At 70.1% G+C, this 20,874-nt stretch carries 18 protein-coding genes; 4 read left to right on the top strand and 14 right to left on the bottom strand.

Features of this window, described 5'->3' with window-relative positions:
• Positions 1–50: 50 nt before the first annotated feature.
• Positions 51–3,632 carry a chromosome segregation protein SMC gene (gene smc / locus Ahu01nite_RS22605; protein WP_203838581.1) on the bottom strand — a complete coding sequence of 1,194 codons (3,582 nt, stop codon included), beginning with the start codon at positions 3,630–3,632 and terminating at the stop codon, positions 51–53.
• A gap of 458 nt (positions 3,633–4,090) precedes the next feature.
• Positions 4,091–4,279, bottom strand: coding sequence for a hypothetical protein (locus Ahu01nite_RS22600; RefSeq protein WP_203838580.1), 189 nt, complete (start codon positions 4,277–4,279; stop codon positions 4,091–4,093).
• 744 nt (positions 4,280–5,023) lie between these two features.
• Here Ahu01nite_RS22600 and Ahu01nite_RS22595 point away from each other — a divergent pair.
• Together Ahu01nite_RS22595 and Ahu01nite_RS22590 are read left to right on the top strand one after the other, a co-directional pair.
• The gene (locus tag Ahu01nite_RS22595; RefSeq protein WP_203838579.1) at positions 5,024–6,412 is read left to right on the top strand and encodes a DUF3492 domain-containing protein; all 1,389 of its coding nucleotides are present in this window, start codon (positions 5,024–5,026) and stop codon (positions 6,410–6,412) included.
• Positions 6,409–6,978, top strand: a complete 570-nt coding sequence (locus tag Ahu01nite_RS22590) for a putative glycoside hydrolase (RefSeq protein ID WP_203838578.1) — start codon at positions 6,409–6,411, stop codon at positions 6,976–6,978. Before Ahu01nite_RS22595 ends, Ahu01nite_RS22590 begins: the two co-directional genes overlap by 4 nt.
• Here Ahu01nite_RS22590 and mutM read toward each other — a convergent pair.
• The 9 genes from mutM to rsmD form a co-directional block, all read right to left on the bottom strand.
• Positions 6,932–7,786: a bifunctional DNA-formamidopyrimidine glycosylase/DNA-(apurinic or apyrimidinic site) lyase gene (mutM, locus tag Ahu01nite_RS22585; protein ID WP_203838577.1), complete on the bottom strand. Its 855-nt coding sequence runs from the start codon at positions 7,784–7,786 to the stop codon at positions 6,932–6,934. The genes Ahu01nite_RS22590 and mutM overlap by 47 nt on opposite strands.
• A 12-nt stretch (positions 7,787–7,798) precedes the next feature.
• Entirely contained in the window at positions 7,799–8,968 is a 1,170-nt protein-coding gene (locus Ahu01nite_RS22580; protein WP_203838576.1) for a mannosyltransferase family protein, read from the bottom strand.
• Positions 8,965–9,750, bottom strand: coding sequence for a ribonuclease III (gene rnc / locus Ahu01nite_RS22575; protein WP_203838707.1), 786 nt, complete (start codon positions 9,748–9,750; stop codon positions 8,965–8,967). Before rnc ends, Ahu01nite_RS22580 begins: the two co-directional genes overlap by 4 nt.
• A 4-nt stretch (positions 9,751–9,754) precedes the next feature.
• A complete protein-coding gene (locus Ahu01nite_RS22570; RefSeq protein ID WP_239159062.1) occupies positions 9,755–10,669 on the bottom strand; it encodes a phosphate acyltransferase PlsX in 915 nt (304 codons plus the stop codon).
• Positions 10,670–10,796: 127 nt separating this feature from the next.
• Positions 10,797–10,970 carry a 50S ribosomal protein L32 gene (rpmF, locus tag Ahu01nite_RS22565; protein WP_203838574.1) on the bottom strand — a complete coding sequence of 58 codons (174 nt, stop codon included), beginning with the start codon at positions 10,968–10,970 and terminating at the stop codon, positions 10,797–10,799.
• A 5-nt stretch (positions 10,971–10,975) separates the two neighbouring features.
• Positions 10,976–11,539: a YceD family protein gene (locus Ahu01nite_RS22560; RefSeq protein ID WP_203838706.1), complete on the bottom strand. Its 564-nt coding sequence runs from the start codon at positions 11,537–11,539 to the stop codon at positions 10,976–10,978.
• Between the two features lie 80 nt (positions 11,540–11,619).
• On the bottom strand, positions 11,620–12,117 hold the full coding sequence (locus tag Ahu01nite_RS22555) for a hypothetical protein (protein ID WP_203838573.1): 498 nt from the start codon (positions 12,115–12,117) through the stop codon (positions 11,620–11,622).
• Between the two features lie 93 nt (positions 12,118–12,210).
• A complete protein-coding gene (coaD, locus tag Ahu01nite_RS22550) occupies positions 12,211–12,690 on the bottom strand; it encodes a pantetheine-phosphate adenylyltransferase (protein WP_203838572.1) in 480 nt (159 codons plus the stop codon).
• The gene (gene rsmD / locus Ahu01nite_RS22545; RefSeq protein ID WP_203838571.1) at positions 12,687–13,262 is read right to left on the bottom strand and encodes a 16S rRNA (guanine(966)-N(2))-methyltransferase RsmD; all 576 of its coding nucleotides are present in this window, start codon (positions 13,260–13,262) and stop codon (positions 12,687–12,689) included. Before rsmD ends, coaD begins: the two co-directional genes overlap by 4 nt.
• 362 nt (positions 13,263–13,624) lie before the next feature.
• Here rsmD and Ahu01nite_RS22540 point away from each other — a divergent pair, with 362 nt between their 5' ends.
• Together Ahu01nite_RS22540 and Ahu01nite_RS22535 are read left to right on the top strand one after the other, a co-directional pair.
• Complete coding sequence (locus Ahu01nite_RS22540; RefSeq protein WP_203838570.1) at positions 13,625–14,653, top strand: PT domain-containing protein; 1,029 nt, start codon at positions 13,625–13,627, stop codon at positions 14,651–14,653.
• Positions 14,654–14,893: 240 nt separating this feature from the next.
• Complete coding sequence (locus Ahu01nite_RS22535; protein WP_203838569.1) at positions 14,894–16,423, top strand: cell wall anchor protein; 1,530 nt, start codon at positions 14,894–14,896, stop codon at positions 16,421–16,423.
• 41 nt (positions 16,424–16,464) lie between these two features.
• On the opposite strand, the gene Ahu01nite_RS22530 is transcribed toward Ahu01nite_RS22535, so the two are convergent.
• Genes Ahu01nite_RS22530 through Ahu01nite_RS22520 form a run of 3 tightly spaced genes read right to left on the bottom strand, consistent with a single transcriptional unit; the run spans position 16,465 to position 20,818 of the window.
• On the bottom strand, positions 16,465–16,815 hold the full coding sequence (locus tag Ahu01nite_RS22530; protein ID WP_203838568.1) for a DUF952 domain-containing protein: 351 nt from the start codon (positions 16,813–16,815) through the stop codon (positions 16,465–16,467).
• Positions 16,812–19,046 (bottom strand): ATP-dependent DNA helicase RecG, encoded by a 2,235-nt coding sequence (gene recG, locus Ahu01nite_RS22525; RefSeq protein WP_239159050.1) that lies wholly within the window; start codon positions 19,044–19,046, stop codon positions 16,812–16,814. The genes Ahu01nite_RS22530 and recG overlap by 4 nt, the downstream gene beginning before the upstream one ends.
• Complete coding sequence (locus Ahu01nite_RS22520; RefSeq protein ID WP_203838567.1) at positions 19,043–20,818, bottom strand: DAK2 domain-containing protein; 1,776 nt, start codon at positions 20,816–20,818, stop codon at positions 19,043–19,045. Before Ahu01nite_RS22520 ends, recG begins: the two co-directional genes overlap by 4 nt.
• Positions 20,819–20,874 lie beyond the last annotated feature (56 nt).

The following is a 20,874-nucleotide window of genomic DNA, read 5'->3' as shown; positions in this document are numbered from 1 at the left end:
AAGGCTAAGCCCTTCTTCCCCACGAGCCGAAAAGGCCTCAAGAGGGCCGGTCAGGCTTCTTCCTCGCGGTTGAGGCGCTGGCTGATCACCTGGGTCACGCCGGCGCGCATGGTGACGCCGTACAGGGCGTCGGCGACCTCCATCGTGCGCTTCTGGTGGGTGATGATCAGGAGCTGGCTCTTCTCGCGGAGCTGCTGGAAGAGCGTGATCAGGCGGCCCAGGTTGACGTCGTCGAGGGCGGCCTCGACCTCGTCCATGATGTAGAAGGGGCTGGGGCGGGCGCGGAAGATGGCGCAGAGCATCGCGACCGCGGTCAGCGAGCGTTCGCCGCCGGAGAGCAGTGAGAGGCGCTTGATCTTCTTGCCGGGCGGGCGGGCCTCGACCTCGACGCCGGTGGTGAGCATGTCCTCCGGGTCGGTGAGGACGAGCCTGCCCTCGCCGCCGGGGAAGAGCACCTGGAAGACGGTCTGGAACTCGCGGGCGGTGTCCTCGAACGCGGAGGAGAAGACCTCGAGGATGCGCTCGTCGACGTCCTTGACGACGGTGAGCAGGTCCTTTCGGGTCGCCTTGAGATCTTCGAGCTGGTCGGAGAGGAATTTGAAGCGCTCTTCGAGAGCGGCGAACTCCTCCAGCGCGAGCGGGTTGACCTTGCCGAGCAGGGCCAGGTCGCGCTCGGCCTTGTTGGCGCGTTTCTCCTGCGTGGGGCGGTGGAACGGGACCGGCTCCGGGGGCTCCTTGCCGTTGCTCTCGGCGAGGTTCACCTCGGCCTGGGTCGGGGGCACGAGCTGCTCGGGGCCGTACTCCGCGACGAGGGTGTCGGTGTCGAGCGAGAAGTCCTCGGCGGCCTTCGCCTCGAGCTGTTCGATGCGCATCCGCTGCTCGGCGCGGGCCACCTCGTCGCGGTGCACCTCGCTGGTCAGCCGTTCCAGCTCGGAGACCAGCCGCTTCGCGGTCGCGCGGACCTCGGAGAGTTCGGCTTCCCGGCCCGTACGCGCCCGGGCCAGCTGGTCGCGGACCTCGACGGCCGCGGTCAGCGAGACCGAGACGCGGGCCAGCGCCGCGCCGGCACCCAGCGCGACAGCCTTGGCGATCTCGGCGCCGCGGACCCGGGCTGCACGCCGGGCAGCGGCTCGTTCGCGGGCCTGGCGTTCGGCGGTGGCCTGGCGTAGCAGCGAGTCGGCGCGACCGGAGATCGAGGAGACCCGCTCCTCGGCCGTGCGGACCGCGAGCCGCACCTCCATCTCGTTCTGGCGTGACTGCGGGACCAGCGCGGAGAGCGTGTCGCGCTCCTCCGTGGAGGGCTCCTCGTCGATCGGGGTGGCTTCGGCGAGCCGCAGCCGCTCCTCCAGCTCGAGGAGCCCGGCGAGGTCGCGGTCGCGGTTGCCCTCCGCCTTCTGCCGGGAGGCGCCGAGCCGCTCGGACTCGGCCTTGGCGGATCGGGCGGCGGCACCCAGCTCGGCGAGCCGGCGGGCGGCGGCGTTGCGCTCGCCCTCGGCGGCTCGCTTGGCGGCGGCCGCGACGTTGACCGCTTCCTTGTGCTCGGCGACCTCGGCACGCGCGTCGGCGAGCTGCGCCTTGAGCTCGCCGATCGCCTGCTCGGCGGTTTCGCGGTTGGCCCGGGCCTCGTCGACGGCGGCCTGGACCTCGATGTAACTCGTCTGCTTGCCCGAACCACCGGCTGCGGAGTGCGAACCCAGCACATCGCCGTCGGGGGTGACCGCGCGCAGCTCGGCGTTGTGCGCGACGAGCTGGGTGGCGGCGGCAAGATCCGGGACGAGTACGACGTCGCGCAGCGCGCGGTTGAGCGCGGGACGGATCGTGTCGGGGCACTCGATGACGTCGGGCGCCCACACAGCACCCTCGGGCAGCTGCGGCCGCAGGGAGTCCAGCGACCCCTGCATGCCCGGCCCGGCGGGACTCGCCACGACCAGGGCGGCCCGGCCGGCGTCCGCGATCTTGAGCGTACGCATGGCCTCGACGGCCTCGTCCACTCCGCTGAGGGCGACCGAGTCGGCAAGAGCGCCCAGCGCGGCGGCCAGCGCGGCCTCGTGCCCGGGGCGGACCGTGAGCATCGAGGCGAGACTGCCGAGCAGACCGGGCACCTGGTCGGCCTTGCCGAGCAGCGCACCGGCGCCGTCCTTGCGCTTGAGACCCATCGCGAGTGCTTCCTCGCGGGCCTTCCAGCTGGCGGCGTCCTTCTCCGCGGTGCGCTCGGCGTCGGAGAGCTCCCGGACCACGGCGGCGGCCTGGTCGTGCAGCGCGACGGCTTCGGCGTGCCGGTCGTCGAGCTCGACGTTGTCGCGGTCGGCCTCGGTGGACTCGGCGGAGACCGCGTCGACCTCGGCCTGCGCTGCCTCGGCGCGGGTCAGCGCGTCGGTGTGGGCGGCGGCGAGGCGCTCGATCTCCTCGGCGGCGCTTCCCGTGCGTGCCCGGGCGGCGTTCACATTGCCGGTCAGCTTGGCGAGGCCCTCGCGGCGGTCGGCGATGGCCTTGGCCGCCGTACGCAGAGCGCCTTCGGCTTGAAGCAGTTGCCTTTCCAGCTCCTGGCGGTGCTCGACGGCCTCGGCAAGACGCATCTGGTCCTCGGTGAGGGCCTCGCGCAGCTCCTCTTCCTGCTCCCGGACCCGCTCGGCCTCGGCTTCGAGCTGGTCGGGGTCGCGGCCGAGCCGCTCGTCCTCGGGGGCGGCGGCCATGTGCCGCGCCCGCTCGGAGGCGAGTTGCTCGGTGGAACGGAAGCGCTCCTGCAGGGCGGAGAGTTTGTACCAGGTGTCCTGTGCGGCCTGCAGCAGCGGCGCGTCCTCGGCGTGCTGGGCCTCGAGGTCGGCGAGCATCCGCTGGATCTCGCGGTTCTCGGCTTCGACCTGCTGGCGCCTGTCCCGCATCGCCGACTCGTCGGCGATCTCCTTGTCGAGCGTGGTGCGCAGCGTGTAGAGGTCGTCGGCGAGCAGCCGCAGCCGGGCGTCGCGCAGGTCGGACTGGATGCCCGCGGCGCGCCGGGCGACCTCGGCCTGCTTGCCGAGCGGCTTGAGCTGGCGGCGCAGCTCGGCGGTGAGGTCGTTGAGCCGGTTGAGGTTGGTCTGCATCGCGTCGAGCTTGCGCACGGCTTTCTCTTTGCGCTTGCGATGCTTGAGTACGCCGGCCGCCTCCTCGATGAACGAGCGGCGGTCCTCGGGTTTCGCGTGCAGCATCGCGTCGAGCCGGCCCTGCCCGACGATGATGTGCATCTCGCGGCCGATGCCGGAGTCGGAGAGCAGCTCCTGGATGTCGAGCAGCCGGCACTGGTTGTTGTTGATCTCGTACTCGCTGGCGCCGTCGCGGAACATCCGGCGCGTGATCGACACCTCGGTGTAGTCGATGGGCAGAGCCCCGTCGCCGTTGTCGATCGTGAGGGTCACCTCGGCGCGACCCAGCGGGGCCCGCCCGGCGGTGCCGGCGAAGATGACGTCCTCCATCTTGCCGCCGCGCAGCGCCTTGGCTCCCTGCTCACCGAGCACCCAGGCGATGGCGTCGACGACGTTGGACTTGCCGGAGCCGTTCGGACCCACCACACAGGTGATGCCCGGCTCCAGCCGCAGCGTCGTAGCGGAGGCGAAGGACTTGAAGCCCTTGACCGTCAGGCTCTTGAGGTGCACGGATCTCCGAGGGTCGGCGGTTTGCTCTGGCCAGCAGGTTACCCGTCCGCACACGCCATGTCCGCGCACGCCGCGCGTCCCGTTACAACCCGTATTTTACCTGCTGGGGCTTTTGTTCGCGATCGGCATCGAGTGGCACGCGTTTCACAACACGCCGAGCGCCGTCAGCAATACGCGGCGTACTCAAGCAATACAAAAGCGAAAGAATTGACACGCTCAGTCTGCAAAAACCGGCATTGCACCGCCTAAGCCGACAAAAAAATGCGCGCCACCACTGATTACGTGGAGGCGCGCGTGGTGATCCTGAGCATCGTCTTCAGTGCTGAGCTTGGTGATGCGGCGTTCTGGTGCCGAGCCTTCCGGTGCCAGACGTCGGAAGCGAGGGGATATCGAGCGCTCGGATCCGAAGAACAGGAAGGAAAGCTCAGGTCAGCGGGAGACTCAGGTCAGCGTGAAGCTCAGGTCAGCGCCGGCTCGGTCAGCCGCAGAAGATCGTCGGCTTCGGCAGCCGCGAGACGATCGTTCTCCGCCCGCAGACGGGTGATCTCGAACTCCAGAGCCTGCACCCTGGAACGCAGTCGGGTGACCTCGTCGAGCAGCCGCCGATCGGGCGCTGCACCTACGTGGCCATAGAGGGCCTTAGCCATGACTTCTCCTTGTGAGACATCAGGTCTCTTTGTAAAGCGCTGCCGGACTAGCCGGACCAGACGCGCGCGCAGCGGTAGGCACACCTGCACCCACGGACACGCGTAGGCACAAAGATCTGACCTCAAGGTCTTGCACGAGATGCAGATTTATCCGAACTCAGCTACGCAACCAAAGCGAGCTAGGCAACTTAAGAGAAGCTCGGGACTTGGAAGCTTGGACTGAGCACAGACGGGCGCGACTGGCGACACTTCTATGGTGCGCCGATGTCCAGGCTCCGTCAAGCCGTGGGCCACCGCGCCGACCCCCGTCAGCCAGTGAATCACGCCACCCTGGCACGCGGACCGCCATTGGATCAAGCTAATTCCCTCTTGAGATGACGAGGAATACCCACTTACGTACTTCCGGCTACCTAACGACCACGTAGCGCAGGGTTCGGGGGCAGGTTCCCTGAACGGGGCCTTATGTCTTGCTTAGCTGGTTTGCCGCGTATTCACATGACTGCTTACCGTGACCCGTCGAAGCCGCTCGATGCGTCGGTCGAGCGGGCGACCATGGGCCGCCGTCCCGGCGCCGGGTGCCGGTGGCGGGGCACCCGGCGCCGGGCGGTGTCCTAAAAAATGCCACCAAAGCGCGCAAATAGGTCGAAGTTATGTCGCCTAGGTGACACCGTCCCGCTACTCTCCGCGCCTGCGTCGTTGCAGCCAACGTGATTTCGCCCCCGCCGCACCCGCGGTGCTGACCGCATGCGCATCTGTCTGCTCACCGGCGGCGGCTACCCGTTCCGGCGCGACGCGCTCGGCGGCTGGTGCCGCACCCTCGTCGACGGCCTCGACGCCCACAGGTTCGAGCTCGTCGCGGTCGGCGACCGGGAACCCGCGTCCGGACCCGCGTACCCGCTGCCTGAGCATGTCGACTCGGCGAAGGCCGTCACGCTGCCCCGGGAGAGCACGCGGCGTGAGGGCCGCGACGAGCAGGCCACGCTGGCGGCCGTCCTGCTCTGCCAGGGGCTGATCGACGACACCGGCGACGACTTCGCCCTGGGCCTCAGCGCACTCGTGAAGCTGACCGCGACGACCGAAGCCCCGCTCAACGCCGTCCCGCTCGCCGAACTCCTCTCGGAGGCATGGCGGGCCGGCGCAGAAAAGCGGCTGATCCTGCGGGATGCGCGCACGGCGGCGACGCTGCTCCGGCACTCCATGCGCGCCCTCGCCGTGCCGCTACCGCCGAGCGACCTCGTGCACTGCGTCGGTGGCACCACGCCGTTGCTCACCGCGCTCGCCACCCGCCGGCGCACCGGCACTCCCCTGCTGCTGACCGAGGCCCGGGTGCCGATAGCGCGGCTACGAGCCGGCGAGGAGCGGCTGTCGCCGGCCGTCCGCACGGTGCTGCGGAGATTCCGCCGCGCGGTGGCCCGCACCGGGTACGCAGAAGCCGGGCTGGTCGCGCCGCTGAGCGACTACCACCACGCCTGGGCACTGCGGCACGGCGCTGCCCCGGAGCGGCTCGTCCCCGTACCCGCCGGTGTTGATCCGCAGGACTTTCCCGCGGCACCTGAGGCGCGTACCCCTCCTGCGATTGTCTGGGCCGGCGGCAGCGGTCCGGAGAGTGGGCTGACGTGCCTGCTGGAGGCGTTCGGCCGGATCCTGGAGGAGCTCCCGAAGACGGTGTTGCACCTGTTCGGCGACGAGCACACGGCCGGGGACGGGCTGGGCCACGCGATCCGGCTGCACCCGCTGCCCGCCGACGCCCGCGACCGGTACGCACCGGGGCACCTCGTCGTGCACCTGCCCGGCCCGTCCGACCCGCCGTCCCGGCTGGTGGAGGCCATGATGTCCGGCCGGGCGGTGGTCGGCGCCGACACCGGACCGGTCGCGGAGACGCTGGGCGACAGCGGGGTGTGCGTGCCACGGGACGACCCCGCAGCACTCGCCGCCGCCTGCATCGCCCTGCTCAGGGCCCCCGCCCGCCGCCGCGCCCTGGGCGACGCGGCACGGCGCCGGGCACTCGCCCACTTCACCAGCGATCACGTCGTACGCGCGTACGGCGCGCTCTACCAGGACCTGTCCGCGCCACCGCCCGCTCCCTCCTACGAACTGGCCCTGGCCCACACCGACCTTTGGAGGACGCCGTGAGGACCCTGTTCCCGCCGTACGCCTGCCCGTCGCCCGACCTGCCCGCCGACCAGGACACCTGGGTCGTGCAGGAACGCCCCGGCCCGCGCCGCACCGAGCACCAGATCCTGGGCCGCGTCGATCTGGACTGGGGCGGGCGCTCCCTCGCCGATGTGCTCGCCGACGTCGACCTGTGGCGGGAGGAGGGCGTCGAGGGGCTCTTCCTCGACCGGGCGCCGGCCGGGTCGGGCGGTGTCGGGCCGGTGGCGCTGACAGTCCGGCTGGCGGCGCGGCGGGGTCTGCACCGGATCGTGCTGAACCCGGGCGTGCCGACCCATCCGCTCTACCGCGAGCTGGGCGTGCGGATCTGCACGTTCGACGGGCCGTGGTCGGCGTACCAGGGGTGGGCCGGGGACGGGGTGGTCGCGGGGGACGGGCATCTGGTGCACGGCGTGCCGCAGGACATGCTGACGGCCGCGCGCCGGCTGATGGGGCGGCGGGGCGCGGGGTTCGGGCTGGCCACCGACACCAGCCCGTATGTCAGCGCAAAGGTTTCCGAGGGCGTGGCTGGCAGCGCGGGCAGCTGAAGGACGAGCGGTTCATGAACTGCTCACGGCGGATCGCGGTGCCGCATCGGTGACAGGGCTGGCCCTCCCGGCCGTACGCGTCCAGCGACCGGTCGAAGTACCCGCTCTCCCCGTTCACGTTGACGTAGAGCGCGTCAAAGCTGGTGCCACCGGCCACGATGGCCGCGCCGAGCACATCGCGGATGTCGGCGAGCAATCTGCGTACCTGTGGCTTGGTCAGCGCGTCCGTCGGCCTGGTGCCGTGCAGCTGAGCGCGCCACAACGCCTCGTCCGCGTAGATGTTGCCCACCCCGGAGATCAGGGTCTGGTCGAGGATGGCCCGCTTGACCTCGGTGTGTTTGCGCCGCATCGCGGTGACGAAGAGCTCGTCGTCGAAGAGCGGGTCGATCGGGTCACGGGCGATGTGCGCGATCTCGTGCGGCAGCTCGGCACCGTCCTCGGAGACGGACAGGCCCCCGAACGTGCGCTGGTCGACGAAGCGCAGCTCGGGTCCGTCGTCGGCGAACTCGAACCGGACCCGCAGGTGGGTCTCGTCGGGCGCCTCCGGGGGCTGCATCAGCAGCTGCCCGCTCATCCCGAGGTGGCCGATGATCGCGTCGCCGGAGTCGAGCGGCAGCCACAGGTATTTGCCGCGGCGCGCGACGTCGGTGATCGTGCGACCGGCCAGCACCGCGGCGAAGTGCACGTCACCGGGCAGGTGCCGGCGGATCGCCCGCGGGTGCAGCACGGCGACCGCCTCGATGCGACGGCCCGTCACCCATTTGGCCAGGCCCTGACGGACCGTTTCGACCTCGGGAAGCTCCGGCACGAGAAACCCCTCTTAGATTGTGTACGGCCACACGGCCACGAGATACGCGCCGTACCAGAGGCCGAACGCGGCCCAGGCGCTGATCGCGAGGATGGCTACGCGAGGGCGGGCTTTCGCCGCGGCGGCAACCGCGGGCAGCAGCGTCAAGAGTACGGGCAGCAGCAGCCGCGGCTTGGAGTGGTAATACCCCGCCTGTCCATACACGAGCACCATGGCGACCAGCCCGTAGACGGCGATCGGCAGCCAGGGCCGGCCCGCCAGCGCCACACCGGCAGCGGCCAGCGCGGCGAGCAGGATGAGCGCCACACTCATCGGCACCCACCCGTCCGCGAGGGTCAGCGTGTCCTTGAGGAACTTGATCGTGCTGCTGCCGTAGTCGAACGACGTACCCCACCCCGCCGTCTGGATCTTGAACCAGGCGTCCGGCTCACCGACCCGCAGACCGACCCAGGCCAGATACGCGGGTACGCCCGCCAGCGCCACAACCGCAGCGACCAGCGGCGGCCAGATCCGGGACCGGTCCGCGCGGACGGCCATGATCGCCGCGACCGCGAGCCCCACCGCGGCGGCGGCACCCGTGGGACGGGTCAGTGAACACGCCAGGCCGAGCAGCCCGGCGGCCCACCACACCCTGCGATGCGCGGCCACGAACATCCCCGCCACCAGGGCCAGGAAGAGACTCTCCGAATACGCCATGGACAGCACCACCGACATCGGCGCGCTGCAGCAGATCGCCACCAGCGCCCAGCCCGCCCGGCGGCTGCTGAACAGGCTGGTCCCGAGCAGGTGCAGGGCCACGGCCGCCCCGATCGACGCGACCCAGCTGACCGTGAGCGCCGCGGTGCCCGGGTCGAGCCCGAGCGTGGACAGCAGCCGGATCAGCATCGGGTAGAGCGGGAAGAAGGCCAGCTCGTTGCCTTCCAGTGCGCCGCTCTGCCCGTACGTGTAGCCGTGCGGGTAGCCGGCGGCGACCCGCTGGAACCAGCCACCGTCCCAGATCAGCAGGTTGCTGCGCAGACCGGCCGGCTCCGGGATCGACCGGTCCAGAACGACGAGCAACAGGATCTGCACCGTACGCGTGAGCGCGAGCAGCCCGACCGCGGTGCCCACGCCCTCCCAGCGCCCGGCGAGATCCCAGAGACGAACGGCAGGGGCTTTCGTCTCCTGCGCCGTCGCACTCACTCGACGTCCGACGGCTTCTCGTCGTCAGGGGTGTCCGTGTGCCCGCCACCGGCAACGGCGGGCGGCGGGGTCGCGGCCTCCGCGCGATCGGTGAGGATCCGCCAGGCCGCGGCGGCGGCGCGCTGCTCGGCCTGCTTCTTGCTGCGCCCGTCGGAACCGCCGTAGCGCTCGCCGGCCACGACCACCCACGCGGTGAACGTCTTGGCGTGGTCCGGGCCCGCGTCGTCGATCACGTAGTCGGGCACGCCAAGGCTCAGCGCGGCGGTCAGCTCCTGCAGGCTCGTCTTCCAGTCCAGCGCCGCGCCGCGGCCCGCCGACTCGGCCATCAGCGGGTCGAACAGCCGGTGGATGACCTCGCCCGCGATGTCCAGGCCGTGCTCCAGGTAGATCGCCCCGAGCAGCGCCTCCAGGGTGTCCGCCAGGATGCTGGCCTTGTCCCGGCCGCCCGTCGTCTCCTCGCCCTTGCCGAGCAGCAGGTGCGGGCCGAGCCCCTGCGGGCCCAGCGTGCGGGCCACGTCGGCCAGCGCGTGCATGTTGACGACGCTCGCGCGCAGCTTGGCGAGCTGGCCCTCGGGCAGGTCGGGGTGATTGTGGAACAGCGCCGAGGTGATCACGACGCCGAGCACGGAGTCACCCAGGAATTCCAGGCGCTCGTTGGTGGGGAGGCCGCCGTTCTCGTACGCGTACGACCGGTGGGTGAGCGCGCGCTCGAGCAGATCAGGTTCGAAGGGGACGCCGAACGCCTCCTCGAGTGGCTCGGTCGAGGGCCGATACCGCCGCATGTTGCTACTGCTCATGAACCACCTCTTGCGTTCGGGGAATCTCTTTGCCCTGGATCAGCCCGGCGATGACCGGTATGGCCCCTCGGCGGTGCAGGTTAGCGGCCAGCCCGATTCCGGCGGCGATGTCCCGGCCGGAGGCGGCGCCGTGACAGACCACTACGGTGCCGCCCACCCCGAGCAGCACGGCGGCCCGCGGGGGCGGCTCGCCGGGGCCGGGGGCGCCGATCGTCGCGTACGCCATTTCGAGCGCTTTGAGCAGGATGTTTCCGCTGAAGCCGTCGGTCACCACGACGTCGGCGACCGCGCCGGACACGACGTCGTCGCCCTCGACCAGGCCGACGTAGCGGGCGCCCGCGGGCAGGTCCAGCCCGGCGAGGAGCTCCGGCGCGGCACGGCGCAGCCGGTCACCCTTGCCGGGCTCGGTACCGATGGTGAGAAGGCCCACTCGCGGGGCGGCGACGCCGTGCACGGAGGCGGCGTACGCGGAGCCCAGGTGGGCGTGCATGGCGAGGGTCCGCTCGTCCGGGTCGACGGAGGAACCCACGTCGAGCAGGAGGCGACGGCCGGCCGCGCTCGGCAGCACGGCGGCGAGAGGGGGGCGGCGCACTCCGGGCCAGCGGCCCATGGCGAGCGCGGCTGAGGTGACGATGGCGCCGGTGTCACCCGCGGACACGACGGCATCGGCCAGGCCCTCGGCGACGGCGTGAACTGCCGCGCGGGTCGTGTCTCTCGGATATGGGCCCGGCAGCGACCGCACGCGGTGATGCTCGTCCGGTGGCAGGGCAGCAAGAACGGTGCCGACGGCCTCGACCGGGCCGACCAGCAGCAGCGTAAGGGCAGGGTCGGTCTGACAGGCGCGCAGAGCGCCGTCAACCACGACGGCGGGAGCTTGGTCCCCGCCGAGGAGGTCGACGGCGATCCGCGCGGTGCCCGGAACCGGGGCGGTGCCGGCCTGCTGGCCGTTCCGCTCCGGATCCGGGGCACCGGGCGATCGCCGTTGCCCGGACTCGACCTGCCCGATAATCGGGCGTGTCACTCCGCGAGGCTCAGACCTCGACGACCTGACGGCCGTTGTAGGTGCCGCAGACCCCGCACGCAGTGTGCGGCAGGTGCGGCGACTTGCACTGGGGGCAAGCCACGGTCTGCACCACGGTCGCCTTCCAGTTCGCCCGGCGGGACCGGGTGTTGCTGCGCGACATCTTGCGCTTGGGGACAGCCACGGTACCTACTCCTCAGTGTTCGAAATGTTGCGCAAAGCGGCCCAGCGAGCATCGACGACCTCGTGGCTGTGGTCAGCCGGAAGATCGTCGAGATGCACCCCGCAGTCGGGGCACAACCCTGGGCAGTCCGGCCGGCAGACCGGGTTGGTCGGCAGAGTCAGGACCACTGCGTCCCGCACTGCCGGTTCCAGGTCGAACAGGTCGCCGTGCATCCGGCCGACCTCGTCCTCGTCCGTCGTCTCTTCCGTGGTGCTGTCCTCGTAGGCGAACAGCTCCGCGATCGTGACGTCGAACGACTGATCGATCTCGTCGAGGCAGCGCCCGCACTCACCCGTGAGTGAGCCACGCACGTTGCCGTTGACATAGACGCCCTCGGAGACCGACGTAAGGCTCAGATCGAGCTCGACGTCGGAACCCTCAGGAACCGAGATCAACTCAAGGCCGAGGTCCTTCGGTGCCGGAATGACCCGCTTCAGGGCACGCGTCGCACCAGGCTGCCGCGGGAGCTTCGTCGTGTCGACGACCAGCGGCTTCCTGGGATCGAGGTGGTTCTGCGAAATCTTGGGCATCATGAACTCTCAGCCATGGGAAGGCCGACAGGAAAGGTTACCTGAGCAGCGGGCGTAGCGTCGAATCGGGCCTGGGGCAGTCAGAACGGCAGGGGTCGCTCGTTCTCTTCGCCCTGGAAAGTCCCAATTTCCCGCAGCGCGTGCATCTTGTCGCGGCCGCGCTCTATCGACGATAGCGCCCTGGTGAGGAACTGCTCGAAGTTGGCCAGCGCGGTGTCGACGTAATCGTCGACCTCCTCACGCAGGCGCTGAGCCTCCGCCCGGGCCTCGGAGATGATCCGGGCCCCCTCGTGTTCGGCCGAGACCGTGATCTCGTTCACCGACACGAGCCGGGCATGCTCGGTCTCACCCTCACTGACGATCCGGTCGGCCTCACGCTTCCCGGCGTCAATGATCTTGTCGCGCTCCTCCAGGAGCGCGACAGCCCGGCGCAGGTCGCCCGGAAGCTCCGAGCGCAACTCGTCGAGGAGGGCGACCATCTCGGCACGCTCGAACATGAAGTTGGTCCGGGACATCGGGACCGACCGTGCCTGCTCCACCAGGGAGATGATCTCGTCGATGCGGTCGAGCGGATCCACCGGCGCCTCACTCCTGTCACAGCTCGCACTCACGCTGAGTGGTGCGATCACGTTACTGCCGAGCCCCCCGGCGCAGCCGCATAGGCCACGCCGTCAGTTTTGCCGCAACCTCGTAACAAGCCGCTCCCGGACGAAGTCGGGCACATAGGGCGACGCGTCGCCGCCCCACTTCACGACGTCCTTCACGAGACTGGACGAGAGGAACGAATACGTCGGGTTCGTGGGCATGAACAGGGTCTCCACACCGGAGAGCCCGATGTTCATCTGCGCCATCTGCAGCTCGTAGTCGAAGTCGCTGACCGCCCGGAGACCCTTGATCACCACCGCGGCGCCCTGGGCCCGGCAGAAGTCGACCAGCAGGCCGTGGAAGGATTCGACGCGTACGTTGCCGTACACGGCCGTGGCCTGCCGCAGCATCTCGATGCGCTCTTCGACCGTGAAGAGCCCCGTCTTCGAGTTGTTGATCAGCACGCCGACGATGACCTCGTCGAAGAGATGGCTGGCCCGCCCGACGATGTCGAGATGACCATTGGTGACCGGATCGAAGGAACCGGGACAGACCGCACGCCTCATGAGCGGCGACCGTACCAAAGAGTGGTCTCCCCGTAACGCCTGCTGCGATCCGCGGTGATCCCTTCGACCCAGCCCATCGGCTCGCCCCGCACCGCCGTGCGCGACGACCGCTCGAAGGTCACGACCGCGTCGCCGGCGAGCCAGCCGTTGGCCACCAGGGCCTGCTGGACCTGCTCAACCTCGTCGTCGGTGACGGCGTAGGGCGGGTCGGCGAAGATCACGTCGAAGGGTCCGCCCTCGGGTGGAGCGGCGAGCACCTGAGCGACTTTTCCGGTGATCAACCGCGCAGCATTTCCGACCCGCAGTGTGACGATGTTGTCACGAATAGCCCGGGCCGCCTTGGCGTCGGCCTCCACGAGCAATGTGTACGCGGCACCGCGCGACAGTGCCTCGAGCCCGACCGCGCCCGAACCGGAATAAAGGTCAGCGAATCGGGCGCCACTCAGATCGATCATGGTGTCGAGCGCGCTGAAGTACGCCTCACGCACCCGATCCGAGGTGGGTCGCGTCTTGTCCCCCGGGGGAGCGGCCAACCGCCGTCCACCGTGCGCCCCGGCGATGATCCTGGTCATCCGACCCTGTCCGGCTGTCGAAGTAGCACGATCCGACGCTACGCCAACACCTCCGACCGACCACTGCGGAGTGAACTTTTACCTCCTCTTCCGTCCGGATCAACCACCGTGAGCATTGATATCGATGCTCTGCGTTCAACGAAGATCACAGATATGCATCAGTCACCTTTGCGCGCGCTGAGATGTTTTTCAGATTCGCCACAGTCGCTATGGTCGGTCCGCCGCCGACGAAACGCTGTCGGCTCGACGATGCGGGGAGGTGTCGTCGTAGGCCTTCGCGGACACCCCATGTCACGACGCGATCGTCTGCAGAACCGCCTTCCTGTGTAGTCCCCCTCGGTCCTCACCACAGGAGTTTTGGCGTGAACCTGTTCAAGTCCCCGCTTAGGCGCACAACGGCCATTGCGGCCGGTGCCTTCCTCGGCCTGATCGGCACTGTGGCCATCACCGGTCCCGCCAGCGCGCACGCGCCTGAAATCAAGGGCACGACCTCCTGTGTCGAAGGGGGCAAGTGGAAGGTCGACTGGTCGGTCGCCAACGACTTCCGCCTGTGGGCCACCGTCCGCGGCGTCGAGTCCTCGAACGGCGCCACCGAGATCGGCGCCATCAAGAACGGCGCTCAGGTCGCCCCGAACTACAGCAACCCGCTGCTCGGCAGCACCACCTACGGCGCCGGCGACCAGTCCGCCAGCCTCAAGGTCACGCTGAAGTGGACCGACAACTACATCGGTGGGCTCACCAAGACCATCGCGAAGCCGGGCGAGTGCAGCGTCGTCGTCCCGCCGACGACCGAGCCCCCGACGACCCAGCCGACGCCGTCGGACGAGCCGAGCACGCCGCCGTCGGACGAGCCGTCGACCCCGCCGTCGGACGAGCCCAGCACCCCGCCGTCGGACGAGCCGTCGACCCCGCCCTCGGACGAGCCGAGCACCCCGCCGTCGACCGAGCCGTCCGGCGAGCCCACCCCGGAGCCGACCCCCAGCTACGGCGAGGCCCAGCCGATCTTCGACCTCACCTGTGACTCGATGACGATCGGCCTGGACAACCCGGCCGACGGTGTCGAGATCCCGCTGGTCCTCGAGCCCAGCAAGGGCGACAAGGTCACGCTCGACGTCAAGCCGGGCGAGAAGAAGAGCCACACGTTCGACGCGTCCGAGGGCTTCTCGGTCAAGATCTACCTGCAGGGCTACGAGGACGACTCCGAGACCGTCGCCTGGGAAGCCCCTGACGGTTGCTCCGCCGGTGGTGCCGGTGGCGACGAGGACGGTGGCTCGCTGCCGCTGACCGGTGCGGCTGCCGGCAGCATCGCCGCCGGTGCGGTTGTCCTGCTCGGTGCCGGTATCGCGCTCTTCATCATCGCCCGTCGCCGCAAGGTCAAGTTCACCGCCTGACCCGGCCGCGCCTAGCGCGTAACGCCTGAACAACGAGGGCGCGTCGACCATCGGTCGGCGCGCCCTCCGGCTTTCCACAGTCGATGATCTCGAATTCGCAACATCGACCTTTGGTACCGCCGAGGGATTCCACAGATTCCCCTGTCTCGATAAGGTCGGCGAGCCGACGAGACGCCATCGGCTCGACGTCGCTTCTCCTGCTGCTCAATCTTGCTTCTTCGGTCCGTGAAGGCGGCTCTGTTGAAAACGCTGCTCCATCGCGTCGCGGCGATCGCCGCCGGCGCCCTTGTCGGCCTGACCGGCCTCGTGGCGATCGCCGCGCCGGCCAGCGCCGCCGGTCCCCAGATCACGATCACCGGCTCGGCCGAGTGCAACCCCGCGGCCGGTCAGTGGCTGGTCACCTGGACGGTCACGAACAGCGGTGACTCCCTCGCGCGGGTCGACAAGCTGCAGACCTCGCCCGTCCCGGTTCCTGAGCTGACCAACGGCACCCTGATCCCGCGCCGCAATCCCAGTGGGGTCGACGGCAAGCAGATCTTCAAGCAGACCGTCGACGGCGGAGTCGCCGCGGCCACGGTCTCCTTCGTCGGCATCTGGGCCGACAACACCAAGGACGCCGACAACAAGGCGAGCGTGCAGCTCGGCGACTGCAAGCCGGCCGAGACGCCGTGTGTCGGCGCCGACGACGCGAAGTTCCACCACACGTTCGCTGTCGCTGACGGCAGGTCGACCGCGACGGTGACGCTCGACGACGACATCAAGCTCTGTGACGCCGAGCCGGTCACGCTGGTCACCTACTTCGCGCCGAAGCCGAACTTCTCGGTCCCGCAGTACGCGTTCGCCCACGAGAGCGGCACCATCACCAACGAGAACCGCTCGGTGGAGCTCACCGCCGATCTGCCCGCCTGTAACGCCCAGGTGGACCTCTTCTTCGGCGACGAGGGCGACATCATCCCGGAGATCACCGAGGGTGGCGCCCGCTACAACGACAAGAAGCTCGGCAGCGCCGGCAAGCCCGGTAGCCGGTCGAAGGGCCCGCAGGGCTGGTACAACGGCGGCAGCAAGGCCTGTCAGACCCCGGCCGTCGAACCGCTGTCCAGCTGCGACGGCACGGTCACCATCAACCTGAGCAACACCGGCGACCTGAGCAAGTACCCGGTGGACTTCACGGTCAAGGCCGGTGACTTCAGCAAGACGGTGACCGTCGCACCGGGCAAGGGCGACACGGTGACGGTCCCGGCTGGTGCCGGCCCGATCACGGTCACCGCGGACGGCATGGACGACGTGAAGTACGAGTGGCAGCGGCCCGCCGACTGCCCGCGTCCGACGCTGACCGTGGAGAACGACTGCCGGACGGTAACCGTCACGGTGACCAACCCCGAGGGCGTCACGCCGGCCACGGCCACCGTGGCCTACAACGGCGAGACCAAGACCGTGAAGGTTGCTCCGGGGTCGTCCGAGAAGGTCACCTTCCCGGCTGACGACGCCACCGAGGCGACCGTCGCGTTCGACGGCGAGGAGCCGGTGACCGTGTCCGTCCCGAAGCAGGAATGCGACGAGAACGGCGGCGGTAGCGGTGGCGACGACAACGGCGACAACGGTGGTGACAACGGCGACGGCGGCACCGGAGGTGGCGACGACGACGGTGGCGGCCTTCCGGTCACCGGTGCGGCAGTCGGTGGCATCGCGGCCGGCGCGCTCGCGCTGCTGGTCGCGGGCGGGGTGCTCTTCTTCGTGGCCCGGCGCCGCAAGGTGAAGTTCACCGCGTAGGGCAGCATCGAAAAAGCGGGGGGCGCGTGCCCCCCGCTTTTTTATGCCTCCAGGTGGGTCGGCGGCTCGAAGCTGCCGTCCGGTTCGGGAAGCCATTCGTGCACCGAGGTCACGGCCGCGACCGGGATCGGGGCGTACAGGTGCGGGAACTGCATGCCGCCAGGATCCGGTGGGTCACCGTCTTCCCAGACGACGGGTACGGGTAGCAGCGCCTCGTCCAGCACCAGCAGCTGCAGATCCGTGCGTCCCCGGGCGAGAAGCGTCGCCGGGATGTGCACCTGCTGCGGGGTCGAGCAGTGGATGAATCCCTGTGTCTCCAGGGACTCTGCGCGATATGTGCCCGTCTCGAGCGCCGCTTCCCAGTCGGCGCGCGGGCAGAAGTGCAGGATCAACCCTTCTCCAAATACTCGGCTCGTTCCTCGTTGACCAGCAGGGCCACCGAGGCTGCCAGCGCCGGGAACCTGGCGAGGGCCGGGTCGTCGCCGACCAGCTCCATCGCTTCCGCCCGGGCCTCGTGGATCAGTTTGCTGTCCCGCAGCAGCGACAGCAGGCGCAGGTGGCTGAGCTTGCCGGACTGCGACGCGCCCAGCACGTCACCCTCGCGGCGCTGCTCCAGGTCGAGCTCGGCCAGCTTGAAGCCGTCCGTCGTGGAGGCCACCGCGTCGAGCCGCTCGCGGGCCGGGGTGCCCTCCATGGCCTCGGTGACGAGCAGGCAGATCCCCGGCGCCGAACCCCGGCCGACCCGGCCGCGGAGCTGGTGCAGCTGGGAGACCCCGAACCGGTCGGCGTCCATGATGATCATGACGGTGGAGTTCGGCACGTCCACGCCGACCTCGATGACCGTGGTCGCCACCAGCACGTCCAGGTCACCGGCAGCGAACCGGCGCATCACCGCGTCCTTCTCGTCAGCCGGCAGCCGGCCGTGCAGGATCCCGATGCGCAGCCCGTGCAGCGGCCCCTCCTCGAGGATGGGCGCCACGTCCATGACCGCGAGCGGCGGGCGGCGGGCGGGCTCGTTGTCGCTCGGTGGCTCGCCGTCCTCCTCGGTGCCGGCCGCGTCCCCGATCCGCGGGCACACCACGTAGGCCTGATGGCCGGCCTTCACCTCCTCCAGGACCCGTTTCCAGGCCCGGTCGAGGAACGCGGGCCGCTCGGGGGGCACGACGTGCGAGGCGATCGGCGACCGCCCCCGCGGCAGCTGCGACAGGGTGGACGTCTCCAGGTCGCCGTAGACGGTCATGGCGACCGTACGCGGAATCGGCGTAGCCGTCATGACCAGCACATGCGGCGGCTGGGCGGCCTTGGCCCGCAACGCGTCCCGCTGCTCCACGCCGAACCGGTGCTGCTCGTCGACGACCACCAGGCCGAGATCCTTGAAGTCGACACCCTCGTAGAGCAGCGCGTGCGTGCCGACGACGATCCCTGCGGTGCCGTCCGCGACCTTGGCCAGCGCGGCCCGGCGAGCGGCAGCCCCGAGCGACCCGGTCACCAGGGTGAGCTGGGTGCCTTCGGGGTCGCCGTCGATCTCCCCGGCCCGGCCGAGCGCCCCGAGCTGCGCGCCGATGCTGCGATGGTGCTGGGTGGCGAGCACCTCGGTCGGTGCCAGCAGCGCCGCCTGCCCGCCCGCGTCGACAACCTGGAGCATGGCCCGCACCGCGACGAGGGTCTTGCCGGAACCGACCTCGCCCTGCAGCAGCCGGTGCATGGGATGCGAGCGCGCCAGATCCGCGGCGATCTCCTCACCCACCCGCGCCTGGCCCTCGGTCAGCTCGTAGGGCAGCGACGCGTCAAAAGCCGTCAGAAGCCCGGTGTCGCTGCGGGGCCGGGACCGTCCGGGAGACTCGGCTGCGCGAGCCTTGCGCTGCACCAGAGTCAGCTGTACGGCGAAAGCCTCGTCCCACTTGAGCCGGTATTTAGCCTTGTACAACTCCTCCTGCGACGTCGGCCGGTGGATCTCGTGCAGCGCCTTACCGATGCCGACCAGGTTGCGGTTGGCCCGCACCGTGCCCGGCAGCGGATCATCGGGCGCCTGGAAATTCTCGAGCACCGTCCGCACGTGCTTGGCGATCGTCCACGTCGGCATCGCGGCCGCCGCCGGGTAGACCGGGATCAGCGCCCCGGCGAACTCCTCGATCTCCTCCGCCGCCTCGTCCTGCGTCGCGTCGGCCTTGAGCAGCTGGTACGCGGGCCCGTTGAGCTGACGCTTGCCGCGGAAGTCGGTGACCTTGCCCGCGAACAGCCCCCACCGGCCCTTCAGCAGCTCCCGCTCCCGCCACGCCTGGTTGAAGAACGTGCAGGTCAGCGTCGCCCCGGAACCGTCCCCGATGGTGATCTCCAGCATGGTGCCACGGCGCTGACGCATGGGTCGTACGGTAAGGCTCTTCACCTGGGCCAGGAGGGTGACCTGCTCGCCCACCTGGAGCTCCCGCAGATCGGTGTGTTCGCCCCGCTCGTCGTAACGGCGCGGGAAGTGGTAAATCAGATCCCCGGCCGTTTTCAGGTCGAGGTGGGTATCGAGTGCCTTCGCAGCCCGCGCCCCGAGCACCTTGGCCAGCGGCGTGCTGGTCGTCGTCACGGTGGGCGCCGCTTCGGTTGGCCCGGCTTCGGTGGTCGTGTCGGTCATTCCACTCCAACCAGCAGGTGGTAACGAGGCTGTCCGCCCGCATAACACTGCAACTCGACAAACGGCCACGTCTGGGCGAGGTGGCCGCGCAACGCTTCTTCCAGATCGGTGGGGGCGTCGGCACCCAGCACCAGGGTCACCAGCTCCCCGCCGCCGCCGAGCATCCGGTCGAGCAGCCGCCGGCACACCTCGTCGAGCACCCCGCCGATCACATTGACCTCGCCGTCCACCAGCCCGATCAACTCACCGGGCCGGCACCACCCGGCAACGGTCAGCGCCTCTCGGGCGGCGGTCGTCACCTCGCCGTAACGGCATGCCCCGGCCGCCTCGGCCATACCGATGACCTCGTCGTCGAACCGCCGCCGCGGATCCCGCACCGCCAGCGCCGCCAGCGCCTGCACCGGCGAACGGGTGGGCACGACACTCACCCGCACACCCCCGGAAGCCGCCTCCTGAGCAGCCGTCCCGGCCACCGCCAGCGTGTTCGCGTCATTGGGCAGCAGCACAACCTCCCGCGCCCGGGCACTCCTGATCGCGGCGAGCATCTCGGCGATCGACGGATTACGCCCGACGACCACCGCGCCCTCCGCGGCGAACAACTCGGCAAGCCCCTCCCCCGCCGCGACGACCACCGTGCCGCGCTCGGACGACGCGGGCGGCGGCTCATGCGCGTGGAGCTGGTCGGCCAGCCGGGTCACGGTGATGCGGTGCGGCCGCCCGGCGACCACGCCCGCCTCCAGCGCCGCACCGATGTCGTCGACGTGGACGTGGACGTTCCAGGTCGGCGGGTCACCCTCACCGGCCCCCACCACGACCAGCGAATCCCCCAGCTCGTCAAGCGTCACCCGAAGCCGGTCCACCGCCTCCGCCTCGGCATCCAGCAGATACTGCACCTCATACCCGAAGCCCAGATCCGGCGGCTCCACCGCAGGCCCGGCGGACGGCCCATAGGTAAAGGTGGCGTCCGACCCCACAGCAGGCCCGACAAAGTCCAGCGCCACCCCCTGCGGCCCTGGCGCCTCTCCCGGCCCCGCCAAATCGAGCGCGGCCCCCCGCTCACTCGAAACCCCGGGCGAGCCAGGCGTAGCGGAGGGGCCGGCGGTGATCGCGGGCCGGGAGGGTGGGGTGTCGGGGGAGCCGCCGAGCGACTCGACCAGGGCGTCGAGCAGGACGACGAGGCCGCGGCCACCCGCGTCGACCACGCCGGCGCGGGCCAGGATCGGTAGTTGCTGAGGGGTGCGGGCGAGCGCCTCGGCCGCCGACCGGGCTGCCTCGCGGGCGACAGCGAGCAGGTCGTCGGACTTGAGCCGCCCGGCCCCCTCGGCCGCCGCGGCCACGACAGAGAGAACAGTCCCCTCCACCGGCCGGGCAACCGCCGCATAAGCCGCCTCACTCGCCGTCTTCAACGCCCGCGCCAGCTCGCTGCCGCGAACCGAGACCGTGGTCGAGAACGCGTCGGCCATCCCCCGCAGGATCTGCGAGACGATCACCCCGGAATTCCCGCGGGCACCCAGCAGCGCCCCGCGGGCCATCCGCCGCATCATCCGCCCCACCAGCGTCTCGCGGCCGGCGTCCGAAGTGAGGGCCAGGGAGTCGGGCTCGGAGAGGGCCTGCTCGGCGGAGGCGAGCGTCAGGACGAGGTTGGTGCCGGTGTCGCCGTCCGGGACCGGGTAGACGTTCAGCTCGTCGATCTCGTGCTGGTGGGCCCGGAGCGCGGCCAGCCCAGCGCCGCACCAGCGGCGTACGGCGGCGGCATCCAGCGTCTCCAGCACGCGAAAAGCCTACTAACCACCTCTGACATTTGCCGGGTCGCGCTGCTGACAAGGGC

Origin of the sequence: Winogradskya humida (assembly GCF_016862215.1) — a bacterium.
GTDB lineage: Bacteria > Actinomycetota > Actinomycetes > Mycobacteriales > Micromonosporaceae > Actinoplanes > Actinoplanes humidus.
Note: the sequence above shows the minus strand (reverse complement) of the source record. Positions and strands in the feature narration are given on the sequence as shown.